Source organism: Campylobacter concisus (assembly GCF_902460895.1).
Taxonomy (GTDB): Bacteria; Campylobacterota; Campylobacteria; order Campylobacterales; family Campylobacteraceae; genus Campylobacter_A; species Campylobacter_A concisus_BC.
On the sequence record NZ_CABPVL010000004.1, the window covers coordinates 278,263 to 298,448 of the forward strand.

At 41.3% G+C, this 20,186-nt stretch carries 24 protein-coding genes and 1 tRNA gene; 15 read left to right on the forward strand and 10 right to left on the reverse strand.

Features of this window, described 5'->3' with window-relative positions:
• Positions 1-48: 48 nt before the first annotated feature.
• Positions 49-735, forward strand: coding sequence for a uracil-DNA glycosylase (ung, locus tag F3G98_RS07975; protein ID WP_103608700.1), 687 nt, complete (start codon positions 49-51; stop codon positions 733-735).
• A gap of 7 nt (positions 736-742) precedes the next feature.
• On the opposite strand, the gene F3G98_RS07980 is transcribed toward ung, so the two are convergent.
• Positions 743-1,036, reverse strand: a complete 294-nt coding sequence (locus tag F3G98_RS07980; protein ID WP_103608701.1) for a hypothetical protein — start codon at positions 1,034-1,036, stop codon at positions 743-745.
• 78 nt (positions 1,037-1,114) lie between these two features.
• Here F3G98_RS07980 and F3G98_RS07985 point away from each other — a divergent pair, with 78 nt between their 5' ends.
• The 4 genes from F3G98_RS07985 to F3G98_RS08000 all read left to right on the forward strand — a co-directional run bounded on the left by F3G98_RS07985 (position 1,115) and on the right by F3G98_RS08000 (position 4,895).
• Positions 1,115-1,645 carry a pyridoxamine 5'-phosphate oxidase family protein gene (locus F3G98_RS07985; protein WP_103608702.1) on the forward strand — a complete coding sequence of 177 codons (531 nt, stop codon included), beginning with the start codon at positions 1,115-1,117 and terminating at the stop codon, positions 1,643-1,645.
• 20 nt (positions 1,646-1,665) lie between these two features.
• Positions 1,666-2,832 (forward strand): replication-associated recombination protein A, encoded by a 1,167-nt coding sequence (locus F3G98_RS07990; RefSeq protein ID WP_223231337.1) that lies wholly within the window; start codon positions 1,666-1,668, stop codon positions 2,830-2,832.
• Between the two features lie 40 nt (positions 2,833-2,872).
• On the forward strand, positions 2,873-3,388 hold the full coding sequence (locus tag F3G98_RS07995; RefSeq protein ID WP_103608704.1) for a helix-turn-helix domain-containing protein: 516 nt from the start codon (positions 2,873-2,875) through the stop codon (positions 3,386-3,388).
• Between the two features lie 88 nt (positions 3,389-3,476).
• Entirely contained in the window at positions 3,477-4,895 is a 1,419-nt protein-coding gene (locus tag F3G98_RS08000; RefSeq protein WP_103608705.1) for an alanine/glycine:cation symporter family protein, read from the forward strand.
• Between the two features lie 44 nt (positions 4,896-4,939).
• On the opposite strand, the gene F3G98_RS08005 is transcribed toward F3G98_RS08000, so the two are convergent.
• Together F3G98_RS08005 and F3G98_RS08010 are read right to left on the reverse strand one after the other, a co-directional pair.
• Complete coding sequence (locus F3G98_RS08005) at positions 4,940-6,256, reverse strand: Ig-like domain-containing protein (RefSeq protein ID WP_103608706.1); 1,317 nt, start codon at positions 6,254-6,256, stop codon at positions 4,940-4,942.
• Between the two features lie 230 nt (positions 6,257-6,486).
• Positions 6,487-6,562 (reverse strand) — tRNA-Val (locus F3G98_RS08010).
• A 223-nt stretch (positions 6,563-6,785) separates the two neighbouring features.
• Between F3G98_RS08010 and F3G98_RS08015 the strand changes: the two genes are divergently transcribed.
• The 4 genes from F3G98_RS08015 to F3G98_RS10465 are packed head-to-tail and all read left to right on the forward strand — an operon-like array spanning position 6,786 to position 8,565.
• Entirely contained in the window at positions 6,786-7,223 is a 438-nt protein-coding gene (locus F3G98_RS08015) for a cytochrome c3 family protein (RefSeq protein ID WP_149725987.1), read from the forward strand.
• The gene (locus F3G98_RS08020; RefSeq protein ID WP_149725988.1) at positions 7,220-7,924 is read left to right on the forward strand and encodes a cytochrome c3 family protein; all 705 of its coding nucleotides are present in this window, start codon (positions 7,220-7,222) and stop codon (positions 7,922-7,924) included. Before F3G98_RS08015 ends, F3G98_RS08020 begins: the two co-directional genes overlap by 4 nt.
• Entirely contained in the window at positions 7,924-8,244 is a 321-nt protein-coding gene (locus F3G98_RS10460; RefSeq protein WP_188116986.1) for a PleD family two-component system response regulator, read from the forward strand. The genes F3G98_RS08020 and F3G98_RS10460 overlap by 1 nt, the downstream gene beginning before the upstream one ends.
• Positions 8,245-8,283: 39 nt before the next feature.
• Complete coding sequence (locus F3G98_RS10465; protein ID WP_188116987.1) at positions 8,284-8,565, forward strand: winged helix-turn-helix domain-containing protein; 282 nt, start codon at positions 8,284-8,286, stop codon at positions 8,563-8,565.
• 377 nt (positions 8,566-8,942) lie between these two features.
• Here the strand turns inward: F3G98_RS10465 and F3G98_RS08030 are convergent, their stop codons facing one another.
• The 3 genes from F3G98_RS08030 to F3G98_RS08045 all read right to left on the reverse strand — a co-directional run bounded on the left by F3G98_RS08030 (position 8,943) and on the right by F3G98_RS08045 (position 14,238).
• The gene (locus tag F3G98_RS08030) at positions 8,943-9,827 is read right to left on the reverse strand and encodes a methylenetetrahydrofolate reductase (RefSeq protein WP_103608708.1); all 885 of its coding nucleotides are present in this window, start codon (positions 9,825-9,827) and stop codon (positions 8,943-8,945) included.
• Between the two features lie 66 nt (positions 9,828-9,893).
• Positions 9,894-12,167 carry a 5-methyltetrahydropteroyltriglutamate--homocysteine S-methyltransferase gene (gene metE, locus F3G98_RS08035; RefSeq protein ID WP_103608709.1) on the reverse strand — a complete coding sequence of 758 codons (2,274 nt, stop codon included), beginning with the start codon at positions 12,165-12,167 and terminating at the stop codon, positions 9,894-9,896.
• Positions 12,168-12,741: 574 nt separating this feature from the next.
• Positions 12,742-14,238 (reverse strand): C69 family dipeptidase, encoded by a 1,497-nt coding sequence (locus F3G98_RS08045; protein ID WP_103608711.1) that lies wholly within the window; start codon positions 14,236-14,238, stop codon positions 12,742-12,744.
• Positions 14,239-14,439: 201 nt separating this feature from the next.
• Here F3G98_RS08045 and rpmI point away from each other — a divergent pair, with 201 nt between their 5' ends.
• Together rpmI and rplT are read left to right on the forward strand one after the other, a co-directional pair.
• Positions 14,440-14,631 (forward strand): 50S ribosomal protein L35, encoded by a 192-nt coding sequence (gene rpmI / locus F3G98_RS08050; RefSeq protein ID WP_012000969.1) that lies wholly within the window; start codon positions 14,440-14,442, stop codon positions 14,629-14,631.
• A gap of 100 nt (positions 14,632-14,731) precedes the next feature.
• On the forward strand, positions 14,732-15,088 hold the full coding sequence (gene rplT / locus F3G98_RS08055; RefSeq protein ID WP_004317321.1) for a 50S ribosomal protein L20: 357 nt from the start codon (positions 14,732-14,734) through the stop codon (positions 15,086-15,088).
• A gap of 409 nt (positions 15,089-15,497) precedes the next feature.
• Here rplT and dapF read toward each other — a convergent pair whose 3' ends face one another.
• Entirely contained in the window at positions 15,498-16,241 is a 744-nt protein-coding gene (gene dapF / locus F3G98_RS08060) for a diaminopimelate epimerase (protein ID WP_149725989.1), read from the reverse strand.
• A gap of 75 nt (positions 16,242-16,316) precedes the next feature.
• Here dapF and F3G98_RS08065 point away from each other — a divergent pair, with 75 nt between their 5' ends.
• Positions 16,317-16,937 carry a DNA alkylation repair protein gene (locus F3G98_RS08065; RefSeq protein ID WP_149725990.1) on the forward strand — a complete coding sequence of 207 codons (621 nt, stop codon included), beginning with the start codon at positions 16,317-16,319 and terminating at the stop codon, positions 16,935-16,937.
• Here the strand turns inward: F3G98_RS08065 and coaE are convergent.
• Positions 16,927-17,529: a dephospho-CoA kinase gene (gene coaE, locus F3G98_RS08070; RefSeq protein WP_103608714.1), complete on the reverse strand. Its 603-nt coding sequence runs from the start codon at positions 17,527-17,529 to the stop codon at positions 16,927-16,929. The genes F3G98_RS08065 and coaE overlap by 11 nt on opposite strands.
• Before the next feature lie 79 nt (positions 17,530-17,608).
• On the opposite strand from coaE, the gene purM reads away from it, so the two are divergent.
• Genes purM through F3G98_RS08085 form a run of 3 tightly spaced genes read left to right on the forward strand, consistent with a single transcriptional unit; the run spans position 17,609 to position 19,303 of the window.
• On the forward strand, positions 17,609-18,592 hold the full coding sequence (gene purM, locus F3G98_RS08075; protein ID WP_103608715.1) for a phosphoribosylformylglycinamidine cyclo-ligase: 984 nt from the start codon (positions 17,609-17,611) through the stop codon (positions 18,590-18,592).
• A complete protein-coding gene (locus tag F3G98_RS08080; protein ID WP_103608716.1) occupies positions 18,592-18,882 on the forward strand; it encodes a hypothetical protein in 291 nt (96 codons plus the stop codon). Before purM ends, F3G98_RS08080 begins: the two co-directional genes overlap by 1 nt.
• Before the next feature lies 1 nt (position 18,883).
• Positions 18,884-19,303 (forward strand): RDD family protein, encoded by a 420-nt coding sequence (locus F3G98_RS08085; RefSeq protein ID WP_103608717.1) that lies wholly within the window; start codon positions 18,884-18,886, stop codon positions 19,301-19,303.
• On the opposite strand, the gene F3G98_RS08090 is transcribed toward F3G98_RS08085, so the two are convergent.
• Together F3G98_RS08090 and F3G98_RS08095 are read right to left on the reverse strand one after the other, a co-directional pair.
• Positions 19,266-19,478 (reverse strand): bifunctional hydroxymethylpyrimidine kinase/phosphomethylpyrimidine kinase, encoded by a 213-nt coding sequence (locus tag F3G98_RS08090; protein ID WP_223231328.1) that lies wholly within the window; start codon positions 19,476-19,478, stop codon positions 19,266-19,268. The two genes, F3G98_RS08085 and F3G98_RS08090, sit on opposite strands and share 38 nt — an antisense overlap.
• A 229-nt stretch (positions 19,479-19,707) precedes the next feature.
• On the reverse strand, positions 19,708-20,133 hold the full coding sequence (locus F3G98_RS08095; RefSeq protein ID WP_103608718.1) for a hypothetical protein: 426 nt from the start codon (positions 20,131-20,133) through the stop codon (positions 19,708-19,710).
• Positions 20,134-20,186 lie beyond the last annotated feature (53 nt).

Here is a 20,186-nt window from a genome sequence, read left to right on the forward strand (position 1 = left end):
ATAAATTTAGTTAAAATTATACCGCTAAAACGACAAAAGGGCAGGAAAATGCAGATAAATTTAGATGACGTAAAGATCGAGCCAAGCTGGAAAGAGGTGCTAAAAGATGAGTTTTTGAGCGAAAATTTCGCACGCATCAAAGAAAATTTCTTAAAAGCAAAGAGCGCTGGCGTCGTCTATCCACCAAGTGGGCTTATATTTAACGCATTTAACCTAACGCCATTTCACGACGTCAAAGTAGTCATCCTAGGTCAAGACCCATATCACGGCGCAAATCAAGCCATGGGGCTAAGCTTTTCAGTGCCTAGTGGCGTGAGGGTCCCGCCAAGCCTTGTGAATATTTACAAAGAAATTTACGCTGACCTTGGCATAAAAGAGCCAAATAGCGGCGATCTTACAAAGTGGGCAAAACAAGGCGTGCTGCTTTTAAACTCGACCCTTAGCGTAAGTGCGGGAGCTGCAAATTCTCACGCAGGCTTTGGCTGGCAGGGCTTTACAGACGCAGTTATAAGAAAGATAAGTGAAAATTTACAAAACGTAGTTTTTATGCTCTGGGGCAACCCAGCCAAGGCAAAAGCACCGCTCATAAACGCTAGCAAGCACCTCATCTTAGAAGCAGCCCACCCAAGTCCGCTAGCTCGTGGGGCGTTTTTTGGCTGCAGGCACTTTTCCAAGGCAAACATCTACCTAGCAAACCACGGGAAAACACCCATCGAGTGGGACTTAAACGCTTAAATTTGAGCTATTTTTTAAGCTCAGCAAGAAGCTTATTTACTTTTTCTAGCTCGTTTTTGCAAAATTTCTCATCGTTATTTTGCATTATCATAGCCTCTTGGCCGATTTGTCTTTGCTTAAACTCATCAAATTTAAGCTCAAAAAGCCTTAGCGCTTTCTCGTCACCTGCAAGCTTCTTGCTCTCTTTGGCGTAAAGCTCATCAAGATAGAGCCTGCTTTGCTTTACATACTCCTTGCAAACCTCGCTTGCACCAAATAAATTTACGCCCAGAAAAAGGGCAAAAATAGCAAATTTTTTCATATTTTTCCTTGAAATTTTTGCGTTATACTAGCCTTTAAGCACTTAAATTTTAAAATATTTTGCAAAAAAAGGATGAAAATGAGGCGAAAAGATAGAGAACTAAGCCCTGACGAGGCGCTTGACATTATCGATAGTTGCGAATATGGCGTGATCTCATGTGTGGATGAAGAGGGAGAAATTTTTAGCGTGCCTATCTCGCCTGTTAGAGTTGGTGAGAGCATTTTCGTCCACGGAGCGACCGCTGGTAGCAAGGCAAAACTGCTACAAAATGGGCGAAAAGTGGAGTTTGTCTGCGTTAGCTTTAATAAAGTCCCGCACCTAAATGATAGCGAGCTAGAGGCGATAAAAGACGACGGCAAGGCGCTTGGCGGTAAGGTCTTTACGACTGAATACAAAAGCGCCATCGCAAAAACAAGAGCCTACGAAGTGATAGATGATGCAAAAAGATATGAAATTTTAAAAATTCTCAGCCAAAAATACACCGCCTACGCGATGAGCACCTTTGACGTGGCGGCAGAGTATGGGCTAAAAAATATGAAAATTTACGAGCTAAAGATAGAGAGCCTTAGCGCAAAGGCCAAAATTTTACCAAAAGTGGCAAAGGAGTAAATTTGAGCTCACTTGCACTGATGTTTAGACCAAAAAACTTGGATGAAATTTGCGGTCAAAGGGCGGTTAAAGCAGCCTTTTTAAAATTTATAGCTACAGGGAAGATACCGCACTCCATATTTTATGGTCCAGCAGGCTGTGGCAAGACGAGCTTTGCAAGGGCTGTGGCAAGCGGGGCAAACTACGACTTTTACGAGTTTGACGGCGGAAATTTAAAGATAGATGACTTTCGCAAAATTTTAAAAAACTACGAAAACGCCCTAAATAAGCCACTCTTTTTCATAGACGAGATCCACAGGCTTAGCAAAACACAGCAAGAAGCGCTACTTATCCCCATGGAAAACTACAAAGCCCTAGTCATCGGCGCTAGCACGGAAAATCCCTTTTTCACGCTAAGCTCAGGCATCAGAAGCCGCTCGATGCTCTTTGAGTTTAAACCGCTTAGCAGTGGCGATTTTGAGGAGCTTCTTGGCAAGATAAAAGAGCAAATTTCATTTAGCATAGATGAAGATGCCAAAGAGTATCTCTTTAAAAGTAGTGGCGGTGACGCAAGAGCTATGCTAAATTTACTCGAATTTGCCGTCACGCTTGATGAAAATGTGAGCTTAGAAAATTTAAAAATACTTCGCCAAAACGCCCTAAAAGAAGGGGCAAAAGAGGACGACACGCACTACGAGCTAGCAAGTGCTTTTATAAAAAGCCTACGCGGAAGCGACGAAAACGCCGTCATATACTACCTTGCAAGGCTCATAGACTCTGGCGAGAGCGCAGACTTCATCGCAAGACGCATGGCGATATTTGCCAGCGAAGACATCGGCAACGCAAACCCAAATGCGCTAAATTTAGCCGCAAGCACGCTAAGTGTGGTAAAAGAGATAGGCTTTCCAGAGGCTAGGATCATACTGGCTCAGTGCGCCGTCTATCTAGCTAGCTCGCCAAAGTCAAACTCCAGCTACAACGCGATAAATGCCGCACTAAGATACGTGCAAAGCGAAGAAATTTTAAAAATTCCGCCATATCTAAAAAACCACACAAAAGAGAGCAGGGACTACCTTTATCCGCATGATTTTGGCGGCTGGGTCGAGCAAAAATACCTAGAAAAACCGCTCATTTTTTACAAAAGCAAGGGCATAGGCTTTGAAAAAACGCTAAATGAGTGGCTAGAAAAGATAAGGTCAAAGGGCTAAATTTAGGTTTTACCCTTTTGAAATTTAAAAAGGTACGTGCATGAACAAGCAAAATTTAGAATATATCGCAAATTTAAAAGTAGATGATGTTCCGTGGGATAGACTAAGCTGTAGTTACGGCACGGCGGAGCTTTTTGCACAAATTTTAAACACACTTACAAAGGCTGTAAAAAAGACCAAATTTAATGAAAATGAGCTTAGTGATCTGCTTGATGAGATAGTGGCTCAGTGCGAGTATCAAGAGACTTTTTGGCACGCAACGCCCTTTGCGCTCGTTTTTCTAGTGCGAATTTATAAAAGTGCGCTAAGCGAAAAAGGAGAAGCAGCTAAATTTATCTCACGTAAGCTTGAAGAGTTTTTTAAGCTTATGCTTGAAATTTGCGAAAAAGTAGAGCAGATGGAGCATGCAAAGCCGCTTGCAAAGATGGAGCAAATGCTAGAGCCAGAGTATCTTGATATCGTGGATCAAGATGAGCTAAGCTATGACGATAGGCTATTTTACAGCTTTTATTACTATTCACGCATGGTTTTGCAGGGCGCTTTTGTAAAAATTTAGTTTGGGTATGATTTTTTAGCTATTAATTTAAATTTTATATTTATTCAAATATACTTCTCAAATCCAAATCAATCACGAAAGTTAAAAAATGCCTACAAATTTTGCTGAAATTTTAAATAACTGCGTTGAAAGTATAAATTCATTTCTCTGGGGTCCATACTTCCTCATCGCCCTACTTTGCGGCACTGGACTATTTTTCACCATTAGACTTGGCTTTGTTCAGATTTTTAAATTTAAGATGGGTTTAGGCGAACTTTTTGGAAATTTCTCACTTCACGGCGAGGCTGCTGGCAAGGCTGGTATGAGCTCGTTTCAAGCAGTAGCAACCGCTATCGCGGCGCAAGTTGGCACTGGCAACCTCGTTGGTGCGACGACAGCGCTTATCATGGGTGGCCCTGGAGCCATTTTTTGGATGTGGTGCGCAGCTTTTTTAGGCATGGCTACAAATTTTGCTGAAATTTGCCTCGCTCAAATTTACCGCACCAAAGATGACAGCGGCCACACGATAGGCGGTCCAGCCTTTTACATAAGCCGCGGATTAAAGGGCAAATGGGCGAAATTTCTAGCTGGATTTTTCGCTATCGCTATCATCATCGCGCTTGGCTTTATCGGCAACATGGTTCAGGCAAACTCCATATCAGACGGCTTTAGCGGTGCTTTTGGCATACCGCAGTGGCTAACAGGGGCGTTTTTGGCTCTCATTTGCGCGCTAATTTTCATAGGCGGCGTAAAGGCAATAGCAAGGGTCGCTGAAAAGATCGTGCCGTTAATGGCGCTACTTTACATCGTTGTTGGCGTGGTTATCATCGCTTTAAATTTTCACCAAATCCCAGAGGCGATCTCGCTAATATTTAAAGCTGCGTTTAACCCTTCGGCTGCTTGGGGCGGGGCAACTGGAGCTAGCATCGCAGCTGCTATGAGATACGGCATCGCAAGGGGACTTTTTAGCAACGAAGCTGGCATGGGCTCGACCCCGCACGCACACGCTGCTGCAAACGTCAAACACCCAGTCGATCAAGCCGTCCTTGGCATAATGAGCGTCTTTATAGACACCTTTGTCATCCTAAATATAACCGTTTTTGTGGTGCTAACCGCAAACGTCATCAGCTTTGAAAACGGCAAGGCGGTCTTTACTGGCATCACCTTGGTGCAAGAGGCGTTTTCGTCGCATATCTTTGGCAAAACTGGCGGTTATAGCTTCGTGGCGATCTGCCTATTTTTCTTCGCATTTACGACGATCATTGGCTGGTACTACTTCGCTGAGATCAACGTGCGCTACCTTTTTGGTGCAAAAGCGGTTAAAATTTTTAAAATTTTAGTTGTTGTTTTTGTCTTTTTAGGTAGCTTGCAAAAGGTTGATTTTGTCTGGAGCCTAGCCGATATGTTTAACGGCCTTATGGTTGTGCCAAATTTAATCGCCATTATCCTTCTAAGCCCAGTCGTGGCTAAACTTTTAAAAGATCATGACGCTGGCAAAGATTACGACGTAAAAGAGTATTTGAAGTAAATTTAAGAGTATGTGGAGAGAGGCTCTCCACATTAAATTTATGATTATAGGTGGTCAGTTGGAGCAACAGTTATAGGCTCAAGTGGCATATAAAATGTCGTTGCTTGAGGCTCTGCGTATTTATTGCCAGCCTCATCTACTGATGAAGCTTGGACTGTATATTCATTAGTACCAAGAGTATCCAACACACTACTCTCAGCTCTCCAGTTACCATCAGCATCAGCCCTAGCACTTAGTCTTTCAACTACATGAGCTTCGTTGCCTTGCTCTACCCAAGAGTTACCTAAGCCATCACGATTAATAATATCAGCAGTTTTGATAACCAAATTTATATCAGCAAATGCCTCTGCTTTGCCCTCTATAGTCGGTGAAAAGTCGTATTGTTTATTGCTATCATACATTGTGTTATAGTGCTTTAGGTTTGAAAAATCATCAGTAGATATTTTCGTGATAGACAAGGTGCTATTGTCTGTATCAACAGTTATCTCTTGCGTGCTTGTAGCTTTTAGCTCTTCGCCGTTTGCAGCTACTTTGCTAGCCTCGATAGTAAATTTATGATCCCCATCAGCTAAAGGCGAAGTTGGTGTGTATGACCAGTTTCCGTCTGCATCAGTAGTTGTTGTACCAAGTAGCGGTGCATTTTCTCCTTCGCCATCAAATATGCTTATAGTAGCGTTTGAAGTAGCCTTGCCAACTAAAGTTGGAGTGTTATCATTTGTGATATGCAGACCTGTTCTTTGTGAATTTTCATGCTCTAAGATATTGCCCTCGATGTCAAGGTTGCTGCTTGTCACAGTGTTTGTATTGCCAGTCACTACGTTATCATCAACTGCTGTGACAGATACTTCTAGTGGCTGCGAGAATATATTGTTATATGCATTATCTATCGCAGCTGCAAGTGTATCAAGACTAAAGCCCTCCTCGCTTACGCCACCGCTTACATTTGTAAAAGCCTCTGCACTTGCATTTGCTTGAGAGCTTAGGTTTTCAAAATTTGCATTGATGTTTGAGTAGTGACCGCCATTTGCAAAGCTAGCAGCGCCAAGGCTCACGCCATTCGAGCTTACTCCGCCTGCTGATTGAGTGCCGCCAGCTGCAGTCTCTTCAAGATCAGAGATATTTTTACCATTTAGTAGTTGCTCTTGTAGCGATGCTATCTCTTTGCCAGTCTCATCGCTAGCATTTTCATTTTGAGTTTGTGCAGCTTGCACCTCAACCTTTACGCCGTCTTGCTCTTTTATGACCTCGTTGTCATAGATCACGTCGCCTGCTTTTAGAGTTCTTTGATTTCCATTAGCATCAACTGCGACGATGGCATCCGTGCCGATTATTGATTTGATTAGTCCTTTAACTTTACTCATAATTTTTCCCCTTTGCGTATTTTTATGTTGTCAATTATAAGTAAAAAATTTATTTTATAGCTATTGTACTTTGGTACAGTTGTGACATTTTAGAAATGTGAAGTTGTAAATTTTTGAGTTAAATTTAGCAAGAATTTGCTGTATTTTAGGGATTTAGTTTAAAATTTAAAAATGGTAGAGTTACAAAAAATATTTTTGGATTTTACGTTTTGGGAAATTTTATATAGAAATGGTGGCCCCGAATGGACTCGAACCATCGACCACTACCATGTCAAGGTAGTGCTCTACCAACTGAGCTACGGGACCAAAGATTTGGGATTATATTTTATTTTCCATTTTATTTAGCTTAATTGCCATTTTCTTTAAAATTCAACTTCATAAAACTAGTCTATATTTTAGCACTCTAAAATATTATTAATGCAGATTTAATCAAGCAAGGACTATAATTTCATAAAAATAAGTTTAAGCAAAAATATTAGTTTTCCGTTGAAATTTGATGTTTATAAATCTTAAAAGAAAGGAAAAGGGTATGAATAAGCTTAAATTCATTACTATTTTTGCCTGTTTATTTTCGCTTCATCTCTTTGGCACCGATATGCCAAAGGGCGATCTAAACGTCACAAAAGTAGCAGTCTCTGATGAGATAAGAGCCAAGTATAAGATCAAACCTCATCACGAGCACCTAAGCTTTGACTGCGTTGATTGTCACCAAAACCAAGGCGATGATCCTAGCAAATTTAAAGCGATCGGCGACGCTGGCTGCCTATCCTGTCATAAGAGTAAAAAGCTCTTAGCTCAAAGGCTAAAATTTATGGATACTCTAAAGGCAAATCCTCACAACTCTGTTCACGATGGTCCGACTTTGTACTGCGACGAGTGCCACAACGAGCACAAACCATCTACAAACATGTGCTCTGAGTGCCATGAACACGAGGTGCCACAATGGATGAACGGAGTAACACCATGAAAATTTCAAAAAAATTACTAGCGCTTATAATCTTCATAAGCGGAATTGTTGGATTTTTAGTCGTTCTACCAGTTCATTATGCGCTTGATGAGACAAGTGGGGATAAATTCTGCGTAGTTTGCCATGAGATGGATCCTATGGTGATCGCCTACAATGACGACATCCACAGCGGCAAGGGTAAAACCGGCATTAAAGCAAGATGCGTGGATTGTCACATACCACATGACAACATCGCAAAATATGCCCTAACAAAGGCAAAAAATGGCATTTTAGAGGGCTGGGTGCATTTCTTTGGCGATCCTAACGCAATCGACTGGCACAAAAACCTCAAAAATCGCGAGCATTTTGTCTTTGACAACGGCTGCACAAGCTGCCACACAAACGTAATAGATAGCAACAACACTTCAGCGCAGGCTCAAAAGATGCACGCTCACTATAAAGAGCTCCTTGACACCCCTAAAGAGCTAAAATGTGTAAGCTGTCACTATGACACAGGTCACGGCGCTGGCTTTAGAAACTATCTTGAGTACTGGAAGCCGTCATATAAAATTTATGACAAGAAGATGCTTGAAAAGAGGATCGAAACTAAGCAAAAATTCTTCAAAGATGAGTATAAACCTACAAAAGAAGAAGAGGAATTTATAAAACAAAAGGCTGAAAAAGACGCCAAAAAACCAGCTGGCGGTGGCATGGCTGGCTGATGAAGAAGATCTTGTTGCTCTCAAGCGACTTTGAGCAAAATGTCATCCTAAATGCATCGCTTTACCGCTTTGGGTTTAGGATGATCCAGCTCAAAAGCGCCAGCGAAGTCATCAAAGACTTTAAGTGTGGCAACAGATATGATCTGTACGTTTTTGACGTAAAGGCTAGACATTTAAACCTTGATCTGGTTAAATTTATAAGAGATAGCCAAAACATCACTCCCATTATGCTTTTGCAGGGCATTAGCGTCCCTAGCGTTTTTAAGAGGATTTACTACGCTAGGATTAATGATTTTATCATTAAGCCATTTTTGTCATGAAGAGTTTTTATTTCACGCCTTTAGCTTTGCAAGGTGCTTTTGGGCTCTAGATTTGAACTAAAAAATGGCCTAATCTTTGACAAAGACTCTCTTTGCATAAGAAAAGAGTGCGAGGTCATCTATCTTGGCAAAAAAGAGAGCCAGCTGCTTGAAATTTTATGCAAAAACTCGCCGCACGTCGTCACCTACGACGAGATAGATCATCACCTATACAAAAACGAAACCTTATCACAAGACCGCATAAGATCGCTCGCAATGGAGATCAGAGCTAAGATCCCAGCCAGCCATTTGCCTAAAAACCGTACGAGGCACTGGATATAAGGTGGAGTGAGAGGGTTTAGTCAAATTTAGATATTATTTGAGGGCTAAATTTTTATACTTTTGGATCAAATTTGCTTAAATTTGCAAAAACTCTTGCCTTGTTTGACTATTTTATTGAAACGATTTTTCGGGGCAGCTTTGATAAATTTGCCTGCCCCTTTTTTATATTTTAAATAGTAGTAGCGCCTGCCGTATCATATATCTCGTCAAAGCCATATCACTTTTACCATAACAGCTTTTTGAAAATTTGCAAAGCAGTGCCAACTGACATTTAAAACAGCTTGTGATAGCTAATCATAACGACTATTCTTTGTGGATTTGTGGTGCCACTAGGTCATCAAGAAAGAATTTGTATAAATTTATAGCAAGAGCTGGCTTTACACCAACTCTCTTATGCTTTTTGTTAGCTCCAGGCTCGCTTCGATCTCGGCGCGTTTTGCCATGACACTTTCTATGTTTATGCTTAAATTTAGCCCGTTTTCATCACCAAATTTCTTTAGCTCGCACCAAATTTCTTTAATGATATTGCAACTTTCAAGCAAGTAGTCTGAGCTGGAATTTAGCCTCTCTTCGACCGAGTTTGGCACGCTCACTCCGAGCCATTTGATAAATTCAAGCGTTTTTGCATTGCCCGCTGTGCTAAATGTAAGAAATATCGGCTCGCTTATCTTTGCTGCCGCGCAATCCTCTAAAAATTTACGCGCTAGCTGTGCGTCAAATATCGCTTGCGATATGAAAAATTTAGCCCCAGCTGCGATCTTTTCACGCATCCTTTGTGGCTCATCGCCCTTTTTGCCATGGCGCTCTGCGATACAGACGCCGCCCACTGCTAACTCTTTAAATTCGCTAGCTATCTCGTAAGCGCGAGCTAAATTTAGCCTCACTTTTTGCGTGCTTGAAGTTGCCCCCACTAACACGTTTAAATTTGAGCTTTGAGCCTTAAGTGCTGCGTGAAATTCATCCTCGCCGTATCCGCTTGCCACGCGATAAAATATACTAGGAGTAGCGACGTTTAGGTAATTTTTGTAGTAAATTTCTGGGCTTAACGTCCCACTAAACTCAAATGTCCTCTCGCTATCATTTCGCTCGCTCTCGTCTTGCACCTCGTAAAGCACGAGCCCGTCGGCCTTGATATCATTTATCCGCCCGCTCCAGCGTTCTGAGATCTCACGCAGCTTTGCCTCGTCAAATTCAGCCTTTGGCGGCGTGAGGCCATAGAGCACGAGCCCTTTTTCTTTGTTTAAAATTTTTTCTTTTAACATTTTTCGTAACTTTGATTTTAAATTTGCAGGATTAGCGCCTAGTCTTGCTAGACGCTAAATTTTGTATTATAGACCTCTTACGATCTTGACGGCTTCTACCATATTTTTAAGGCTTGGCTCGACCTCTTCCCATTTTCTAGTTTTTAGGCCGCAGTCAGGGTTGATCCAGAGTTGCTCTTTTGGTAACACCTCAAGCAGAGCTTTGATCTGAGCGACGATCTCCTCGACACTTGGCACGCGTGGGCTGTGGATGTCGTAAACGCCAGGTCCAACCTCTTGTTTATAGCCAACGGCCTTAAATATTTTAAGTAGCTCGTTGCCACTTCTTGCAGTCTCGATACTGATAACATCAGCATCCATTGCCTCGATGGTCTTGATGATGTCGTTAAATTCAGAGTAGCACATATGCGTGTGGATCTGAGTTTTCGCCTCGGCTGAGCTTACTGAAAGCTTGAAGCAATCAACCGCAAATTTCTCATAAGCTGGGATATTTTCAGCTCTTAGCGGATAGCCCTCTTTAAACGCTGCCTCATCGACTTGGATCACTCTGATGCCCGCATCTTGAAGGTCTGCGATCTCGTCATAGATACAAAGTGCAAGCTGTTTTGCTACCTCGCTTCTTGGAAGATCATCACGCACAAAGCTCCAGTTTAGCATAGTCACAGGTCCAGTTAGCATGCCCTTCATTACGTGTTTTGTGATGCTTTGAGCGTATTTCATCCACTTAACAGTCATCGGCTCTGGGCGGCTCACGTCACCAAAGAGAAGTGGTGGCTTGACGCAGCGGCTGCCGTAGCTTTGCACCCAGCCATTTTGGCTAAATGCATATCCGCTGATCTGCTCGCCAAAGTACTCGACCATGTCATTTCTCTCTGGCTCGCCATGCACTAGCACGTCTAGACCGATATCTTCTTGGAATTTCACGCAGTGATCGATATATTTTTTGATACCTGCCTCATAAGCAGCCGCGTCGATCTCGCCTTTTTTGAAATTTTGGCGAAGCACACGAAGATCAACCGTTTGAGGGAAGCTACCTATCGTTGTTGTAGGCAAGATGCCGTAGTTTAGCGTTTCGCGTTGGATTTTTATGCGGTCTTCAAATTTCTCGTCACGCTCAAATTTGCTTAAATTTTTAACGCGATTTTGAACACTTTCAGAGTGGATAAGCTTTGAAGTGGCGCGAGTTTTAACAGCATTTTTGTTCTCTTCATAAATTTTAGCTTCAGCCTCATCAAGCTTCTCGCCGTTTGCAAGTTTTGTGATGATCTTGATCTCATCAAGCTTCTCAACCGCAAAGCTTAGCCAGCTTTTGATCTCAGGGTTTAAATTCTCTTCATATTTTAATGTATAAGGCACGTGTAGAAGTGAGCATGAAGTGCCGATATAAAGGTCTTTGCCGCCTATCTTTTCTGAAATTTCACGAACAAGTTTTACCTTCTCGTCGATATTGCTTTTCCAGATATTTCTGCCGTCGATCACGCCTGCAAATAGCGTTAAATGGCTGTTTTTGATAGTCTCAAGTGCTTCAAAATTTCTCTTGCCGTGGATGAAGTCAAGTGCGATACCATAAATTTTAGTTTTAGCCACTTCGCTAACTGCCTTGATCGCATGCTCAAAATATGTCGCAAATACGATTTTAACGTTACTTACAACGCCTGTTAGCTCGTTATAAACCTTTGTGATAAGTGGCAAAAGTAGCTCTTCGTTTTTGTCTGTTACAAAGATCGGCTCGTCAAACTGCACTAAAATTTCATCATCAAGCTTAGAAATTTGCTCAAGCAGCTTTTTGTACTCGCCTACAAGCGCGTCAAGGTGCTTAAATGGGCAGCTGCCGTCAGTCGTCTTTGAAAGGGACAAGAACGTGATAGGGCCGATCAAATTTACCTTGCCTTTTACGCCGTTAGCCTTCGCCTCTTTATATTCATTTAAAATTTTGTCCGCTTTTAGGCTAAATTTACTCTCGCTGCTAAGCTCTGGCACGATGTAGTGGTAGTTTGTGTTAAACCACTTTGTCATCTCCATCGCAACGCCACTTTTGTTGCCTCTTGAGCAAGCAAAATATTGCTCTAAGCCGCTTAAATTTGCAAATCTTGGAGGTGTAGCGCCAAAAGCGATGATGTTATCAAGCATTAGGTCATAAAATGAAAAATCATTAACGCTAATAGCTGAAATGCCAGCGTCTTGTTGATATTTCCAGTGTCTTTGGCGAAGCGTCTTTGCAGTCTCTTGTAAATTCTCTTCACTAAAGCCCTCTTTACCAGCCCAAAAGCCCTCTAATGCGCGCTTTAACTCTCTTTTCTCTCCGATTCTTGGAAAACCTAAAACATAACTTTTTATCATTTTTATCCTTTATAAATTTCTATTTTTAATTAAAACTGCGCAAGGCGCAGCAACCTTGAACGTGCAGTGGGGTAGGTGGGGGTTTGGGGGCAGAAGGGGCGACGTTTTGCGTCGCAAACTCGCAACTGCAAGCAGACCGTAAGTAGAAACCCCTTCTGCCACCAAAAGCCAAATTTTCACTATCACAGCTCAAACAATAAATTTAATCACCTCAAACATGGTGGATGGCACCCGCTTCTTCTTAAGCTAAAATAAAATTTATAAAAAACCCTGCTAAAAAGATCCTTGCCAAATTTTAAACACTGCTTCGTTTTATTTTTAAAAATGCAGTTACAATGCAGCGGACCTGCTAGCAAAAATGGATTTATATCAATGTGAAAAAATGTAAAATTGTTTAAAAATTTGCGTGTTTTTTGAAAATCGCTGATATGTTTTTTGCCGAGATTAACGAGCTTTATGCATGGGACAAGGCATCAGCGTTTTTCCTTTGTAGTGAATTTTTGCCGCATTATAAACGCTCTTTGCCAAATTTTTGTTTAAATTTGGGCGCTACTAAATTTCACGCCCAAAACTTTTAGTCTTTTTTGCCTTTATTTAGGGATTTTAGCTTGGCGTCCATGTCGGCTGTGAGCATAGTAAAGACCTTGTTTGTAAGCTCCTGAGTTAAATCCTTAGCCTCTTGCATTGTTTTTTTGCTAAATTCATTTAGGAGTTTGTCCGCTTTTTTCTTATCTTTTTTATAAAGTTTTACGTACTCATCTTCAAATTTAGCCTGTTTTACCGCCAACTCTTTTTCAAATTTAGCGTAGGCCTCTTTAACCACCGGCGAATACTTCTCATAGTCAGTCATCACAAGGGTTTGAAGCTTTCTATAAACCCAGTATATCGAAGTATCATCAGCATCGTATGAGCCGTCTGAGTAGCCTTTTATAAAGCCATCAAGCCCCTCGTAATACGGCAAATAAACGCTAAGATCAGCCATGCCAAGAGCTACGTAGGTCACGCGGCCGATCTCTTTTGGTAGCCATGGGCGCACCTGCATGACGTGAGACTCGTATGTTCTAAAGACGCTTATAGCGCGGTAGATGTTTTTCTTATCTTCATCTTTGCTAGCGTAGTTATCAAACGCAGTGCCGTCGTAGTGGGCTCTCATTGCAGCTTTTAGGTCTTCAACACTTAGTTTTTTCTCTGGTTTTAAAAATACTGGGAATTTCTGACCGTCGGCAAAGTCTTGTTTTAAGCTTGGGTTAAACATGCTTTGCACCCAGCAAACACGTGGGTAGTTGTAAGTCACATCTCTCTCATCATCCCTTGTATAGGCCTTTGTAAAGTTAAATTCTCCGTCTTTTGCAAGGTCATAAGTCTTGTTGTCGATCGCAAATTTGATGACATCTTTTGCACCCATGAAATTTGGATCATTCTCTTTGTAAGCGTGAAGTCTGCCTTGGTTTGCAGTGACGAAGTACTCATCTTGTGGGATTTTTGAAGCGATCCATTTGTGGCCTGTGCCAGTTTCAAAGTACCAAAGCTCGTTTGCATCGACAAATACCACGCCAAAGCCCTCGCCAGCGCCTTTGGTCTCAACTATCTCGCCAAGAAGCTTAACCCCCTCTTTTGCGCTTTTGATGCGCGGCAAAAGCACGTCTGGTATGTCGTCCTCGGTGATACCAGTCTCTTCGTTATATGGGTCGATCTTTAAAAGCTCATCTTTTGCGTAGATGGTCTCAGTACCGCTTAGTCCAACGCCAGCCTCGTTGTAGCCGACTGCTCCGTGAAGTTTTGTGTGTGAGTTTGCGATAGTTGTGTATCTCATGCCATCTTTTGGGAGTGGATATGTAAAGTCATTTGCGCCGTCATGTGCCTTTGAGCTGTGCATGCCAGTTTGGTTTTTCTTTGCTGGATGTATCAAAAAGACTTGCGCCTTTATAGCCTTGCTATCAGCGCTTCTAGCCACTAGCATAGAGCCGTCGTTTGAGGCTTTATCTCCTACTAAAATGGTAGTGCATGCCAAGCTACTTGTGCCTAAAATCGCACTCATAGCGACGATTGATGCGAGAATTTTCCCTTTCATTTTTACTCCTTTAGTAAAATAAATTTCTTATATGTGATTATATGCCAAATTTAATAATTTAATTATAAATTTTAAAACTTTTTTAAGTTAAATGTAAATTTATTGCAAATTTTGTCTAAGTGAAATTTAAATTTTCTAAAGGATTTTTCGCTATAATCCAAATCTTACGCACTTGCGTATAAAATTTCAAAAAGGATTAGCATGCCAAAGATGAAAACCGTTCGCGGTGCTGCTAAGCGCTTTAAAGTAGGTAAAAATAAGATAAAAAGAGGCTCTGCTTTTAGAAGCCATATCTTAACAAAAAAACCTAGTAAGCGTATGAGAGATTTGCGTGGCCCACAATACGTGGATAGCACAAATGTCCCAGCCGTTCGCAAAATGCTCGGCGTATAAGCAGCGTAGATTTAAGTTTTTGACAAAAAAGTCATTCAAACTCCCCCAAATTTTAGGGGCAAGACTCACTTCGTGAGCGCCAATTTGTAAAAGGATAAATATGGCAAGAGTAAAAACAGGCGTAGTTAGAAGAAGACGCCATAAGAAAGTTTTAAAGCTAGCACGTGGCTTTTTCAGTGCTAGACATAAACACTTTAGAAAAGCTAAAGAGCAACTAGAGAGAAGTTTAGTTTACGCATATCGCGACAGACGCCAGAAAAAACGTGATTTCAGACGTTTATGGATCGTTCGTATCAACGCAGCTTGCAGACTAAACGACATTAGCTATTCAAGATTTATCAACGGCTTAAACAAAGCTAAGATCGAACTTGATAGAAAAATTTTAGCTGATCTAGCTATGAATGACGCGAAGGCATTTGCGGCACTTGCAAAACAAGCAAAAGATGCTTTGAAATAACACCTTTTCTCCGCTTCGGCGGAGATCTTCTTTTTTATACACTTTAAATTTTAATAACAAAAACTCTATAAATCTCTTTGTTTTAATTTACTACCCGCGACTTTTACAAACTACTAGCTAAATTTAACTACCAGTTGACGAAATAGCTAAATTTAGAACTCGTATCAAAGCAGCGTTTAGAAAGCTTCAGTAAATAAAATTTCGGCGGAGATTTTTACACCCCAACAAATTTCATATAAATTAATTCTTGAAATATTTAAGTAGCTAAACTCTTAAATGGTTTGTATTTAAATTTTAATCAGTACCGCTGCAAATTTAGTTCGGCCATTAAGTGCAAATTTAGTGATATAAATTTGAAAATTTGCTTGCTCTGACTAACCCAAAGCAAGCGTAAAAATCGCTCTAAAAGCTAAATTTCAATACTCGTATCAAAGCAGTGTTTCACTGCTCCGCTAAATAAAATTTTACCGTTTTCAAGCCTAAGTCCAAGCTCCTCTCCGCTTTTTGGATAGACTTTTAGGCATTGCGCTGCGTTTAAATTTAAAGTAGCGCCGTAAAAGCAAGCCGCCATACCAGTGCCACAAGCTAGCGTCTCGTCCTCCACGCCCCTTTCGTAGGTTCTTACCTTTAAAACTCCGCCATCAAATTTGGCTAAATTTACATTTGCATTGTATTTTTGACGAAGCGCTCTGCACTCTTTGACGTCAAATTCATCTAAATTTTGTGTGAAATTTACAAGGTGAGGCACGCCAGTATCGTAAAAATACCAAGTTTTGCCGTTTTCATTTAGCGGTTCGCTTAAGATTTTTGGACTTGTTAGCACGACCTCGACGCACTCATCTTTCACGCTTGCCATCACCTCGCCGCTGCCAGTTAGCAGAGCAAATTCGCTTGAACTAACAAGGCCGTTTAGATAGGCATATCTAGCAGCCGCGCGAGAGCCGTTGCCACACATCGCAGCGTAGCTTCCGTCGCTGTTGTAAAACTCCCATTTTACGCCCTTTTCGTAAGGCAAAAGCACGATGAGCCCGTCAGCTCCCACGCCGTTTGTTCGGCTGCAAATTTGCCTTGCAAGCTTGCTTCTATCTTTGCTTAAAAATGTGTGAAATATGACAAAATCGTTGCCGCTGGCGTTGTATTTTGAGACTTGCATGAGCCATCCTTTTATTTTTTGCTTGATTTTACTAAAATTTAGATAAGAGTTATTAGTGATTTTAAAGGAGCCACTTTGAAGAGCTACATCTTAAATTTAGAAAAAGAGTTTTCTTTGATAGAAAATGGCTTTAAAGAGCAAGAAAAAAGGGCTTTGGCTGACTATAAAGCAAAGGGAGTTGAGCAATGCAAAGAGCTTGCACGTCTAGCATATGGCTCGAATGTCTATCAAGTACGGATGTATGCGGTTTTTCTCTTTGGACACCTATCAGATCGTGAAGAAATTTTAACGTTTATGAGAGATGAAGTCTCAAAAGATGAAAACTGGAGGGTTCAAGAGGTGCTGGCAAAGGCGTTTGACGAGTTTTGTAAAAAAGTTGGCTACGAGCAGGCACTTTTAACGATCGATGAGTGGCTAAAAAATGGCAACGCAAATGCAAAAAGAGCCGTAACAGAGGGGCTTAGGATATGGACAAATAGGCCCTATTTTAAAGATAACCCAGATGAGGCCATTAGGCGCCTAGCCAGCCTAAAAGAAGACGAGAGCGAGTATCTTAGAAAGTCGGTTGGCAATGCAATAAAAGATATAAGTAAGAAATTTCCAAATTTAGTAAAAACCGAGCTTGAAAGCTGGAATTTGCAAAGCAAAGAGACCCTGCAAACATATAAATTTGCTAGTAAATTTATCAAGAAATAGCGCAAATTTGCCTTAGAAATTTCTCTAGCTCCAGCTCTAAATTCTCCCTGTCACCACTATTATCGATAAGATAATTTGCCATTTCTCTCTTTTGCTCTATATCTATCTGAAGCTCTACTCTAGCTTTTGCATCCTCTAAGCTTAGAGCGTTTCGGCTCATTAGACGGCTTAGTAAAAGCTCTTTTGGCGCGTAAATCACGGCTACATTTTTAAACTCAGCGTAACGCTCCTTTTTTTCAAAAAATAGCGGAATATCTATAAAATAAACCCGCTCTAAGCGCTCAATCTGCGAGGCCTTTGATAAAATTTCAGCTTTTATCTTTAGGTGCAAAATTCGCTCTAAATTTTTAAGCTTTTTTGGCTCACGAAAGACGATCGCACCCAGTTTTTTGCGATCTATCTTACCAGCCTCATCTAAAATTTGCTCGCCAAATTCTCTAACGATCTCGCCTTTGCAAATTTCAAGCTGCTCGTGTGCGATCACGTCTGCGTCGATCACGCTAAAACCTCGCTCTTTTAGTAAATTTACAACCGTGCTTTTGCCGCTGGCGATCGAGCCTGTGATGACGTAGGCATTTGGAAATTTCTGCAAAGCCGCTCCATTTTTGAAAATTGATAACAATTTTAGCAACTTTTGGCTAAAGTTTTAAAAAATAACCAAAAGGGCGAAAATGATAAGTTATAAAGATGCCGGAGTCGATATAGATGCTGGAAATAGCTTTGTTGAGGCGATCAAGCCTTTCGTAAAATCTACGCAAACACCAAACGTCATAGGCGGCATCGGGTCATTTTCAGGTGCGGTCAGACTGCCAAGCGGATATAAAAATCCAGCCATTTTAGGTGCCACAGACGGCGTTGGCACGAAGCTTCGTCTAGCTATCGACGCTAAGAAATTTGAGGGCGTTGGCGAGGATCTAGTCGCTATGTGCGTAAATGACCTCATCTGCAACTTCGCCACACCACTCTTTTTCCTCGACTACTATGCGACTGCAAAGCTTGAGATAGAAAGCGCTAAAGAGGTGGTGAAAAGCATCGCAAATGGCTGCAAAAAGGCGCAGTGCGCGCTAATCGGTGGTGAGACAGCCGAGATGCCGTCGATGTATGAAAAGGGCGACTTTGACCTTGCTGGATTTGCCGTGGGTATAGCCGAGGCTGATGAGATCGATAGAAGCAAATTTGTAAAATCTGGTGAAGTTTTAGTCGCACTTCCTAGCAGCGGCCTACACTCGAATGGCTTTTCATTGGCAAGAAAAGTAGTAAGCGAGCTTGGACTAAAATTTGACGAAAAAGTGGGCGATAGAGCGCTCATCGACGTGCTTCTTGAGCCAACTAGAATTTACGTGAGCGACTTTTTAAAATTAAAAGATAAGATCACAGCAATGGCGCATATAACGGGTGGTGGCATAGTTGAAAACCTGCCTCGCGTCTTTCCTGCTGGGCTTGGTGCGAAGGTGCAAAAAAGCGCTATAAAAACGCCTGAAATTTTTAAAATCCTCGCGCAAAAAGTAGAAGATAGCGAGATGATGAGGACATTTAATATGGGCGTTGGCATGATCCTTGTTGTGCCTAAAGAAAACGTAGATGTTGTGCTAGCAAATAGCGATGGCTACGTGATCGGCGAAGTGATAGGCGGCAAGGGCGTAGAGCTAGTTTGATGCACACAAATAGCGTAAAACGCCTGCAAAAAACTGAAAATAAGAGCTTTTTTAACCTTAGCGTCTATCAGTTTTTAGGCATGTTTGGCGTGCTAGAGAGCGATATCAAAAAGCTTGATTTTTATGAGTATTGGTGTGAGATCTCGAGAGGATCAGGCATGCTGCCTATCATGCAAGACAACGGCGAGGACGGCGATCTTTACGATGAGAGCTGCGAGGTGATCGACTGCCTTATCTACCTATATGACTGGGAGAAATTTAGCCGTATCTACATAAATACAGGAAAGTAACTTGGCAAAGCAAAAGGCAAAAATAGCACCGATCTGGGCTAGAGTAAAAGCCTCTATCATCGATCTTTTCATCATCGGCATGCCGATACTTTACGCCACGACCTACCTTTTGCTTGACGGCAAAGAGGCGTTTTTGCAAAACCAGCTTGCGATCTTTGGCGCAAATAGCCTCATCTCATTTATAATGTGTCTATTTTTTAGCATAAAGGCACAAACTCCAGGCTACAAAGCGCAAGAAATTTATCTCATAAATTTACAAACTGGCAAAAAACTAGGCCTTTTTCACGCGATCTTGCGCCAAATTTGCTTTGCATTTGCTGGCTTTAGCATCATCGGACTTTGCCTTTGCTTTTTTAGAAAAGACAAGCTAAATTTACACGACATCATAACCCACTCAGCCGCCGTGCAAAAAGCAGTTTAAATTTACTTCGCTCCGTGCCAAAGTAGGCGATTTTTACGCCTAGCTTTATGTCGATACTCTCTTTTATGACCTGACAAATATACTCTTTAAAAAGCCCTATGGCCTCCTCTAAGCTCTTTCCCTTTGCAAGGTAGCAAACAAGCGACGCCAAAGAAAGTGTACCAGTCCCACTCATCACAAGCGGGCTAATCTATGCGCTTATTTTTTATCTTAGCAATAGCTTTATCACAAAATAATGCATATTTATCAATGTAAAATTTAGCTTATGAAGTTTTGTTTCGAATTTTTAGTCATAAATCGCCTAATCTAGCTAGATAAATAGAGAAAAAACAAGGTCAGAAACGAGAAAATTTAGCTACAAGCCACGAAAAATTTTGATTAAATTTAAATGAAATTTAAGCACTTTATGAGTAAAGTTTGACCTCGTTTATCAAAAACTCATAGACCCTTTGCTGGACTAAAATTTCCTCCTCGCAGCCACTCATCAAGCGGCGAAGGTGCGAAAAGTCTATCTTTTTAGCATATCTTTTGTGGTCTTTCATATCTTTATCTATGCTTAAAAGAAGCGTGTCAAGCGTGATCCTATCGCTTCTTTTGACCCTTGCGACGTACTCTCTAACGGTTTGGATTAAGAAGTCTTTTCTAGTCTGATCGTTTTCATAAATTTCACTTACGATGTCGTTTAAGATGGAAAAATCATCCTCGTCTGGGTCAAATTTAGCCGAGATAATCGCAGCAAAAATTTTGGCACGAAACTCTAACGACTTGTGGTGATAGATGAAAAAATCCCTAAAAGCCGATAAAAAACGAAGCTTGATCTTTCCTGGCATTGCCCTACTTTTGGTGAAATTTATGTGAGATTATATACTCTTAAAGCTAAATT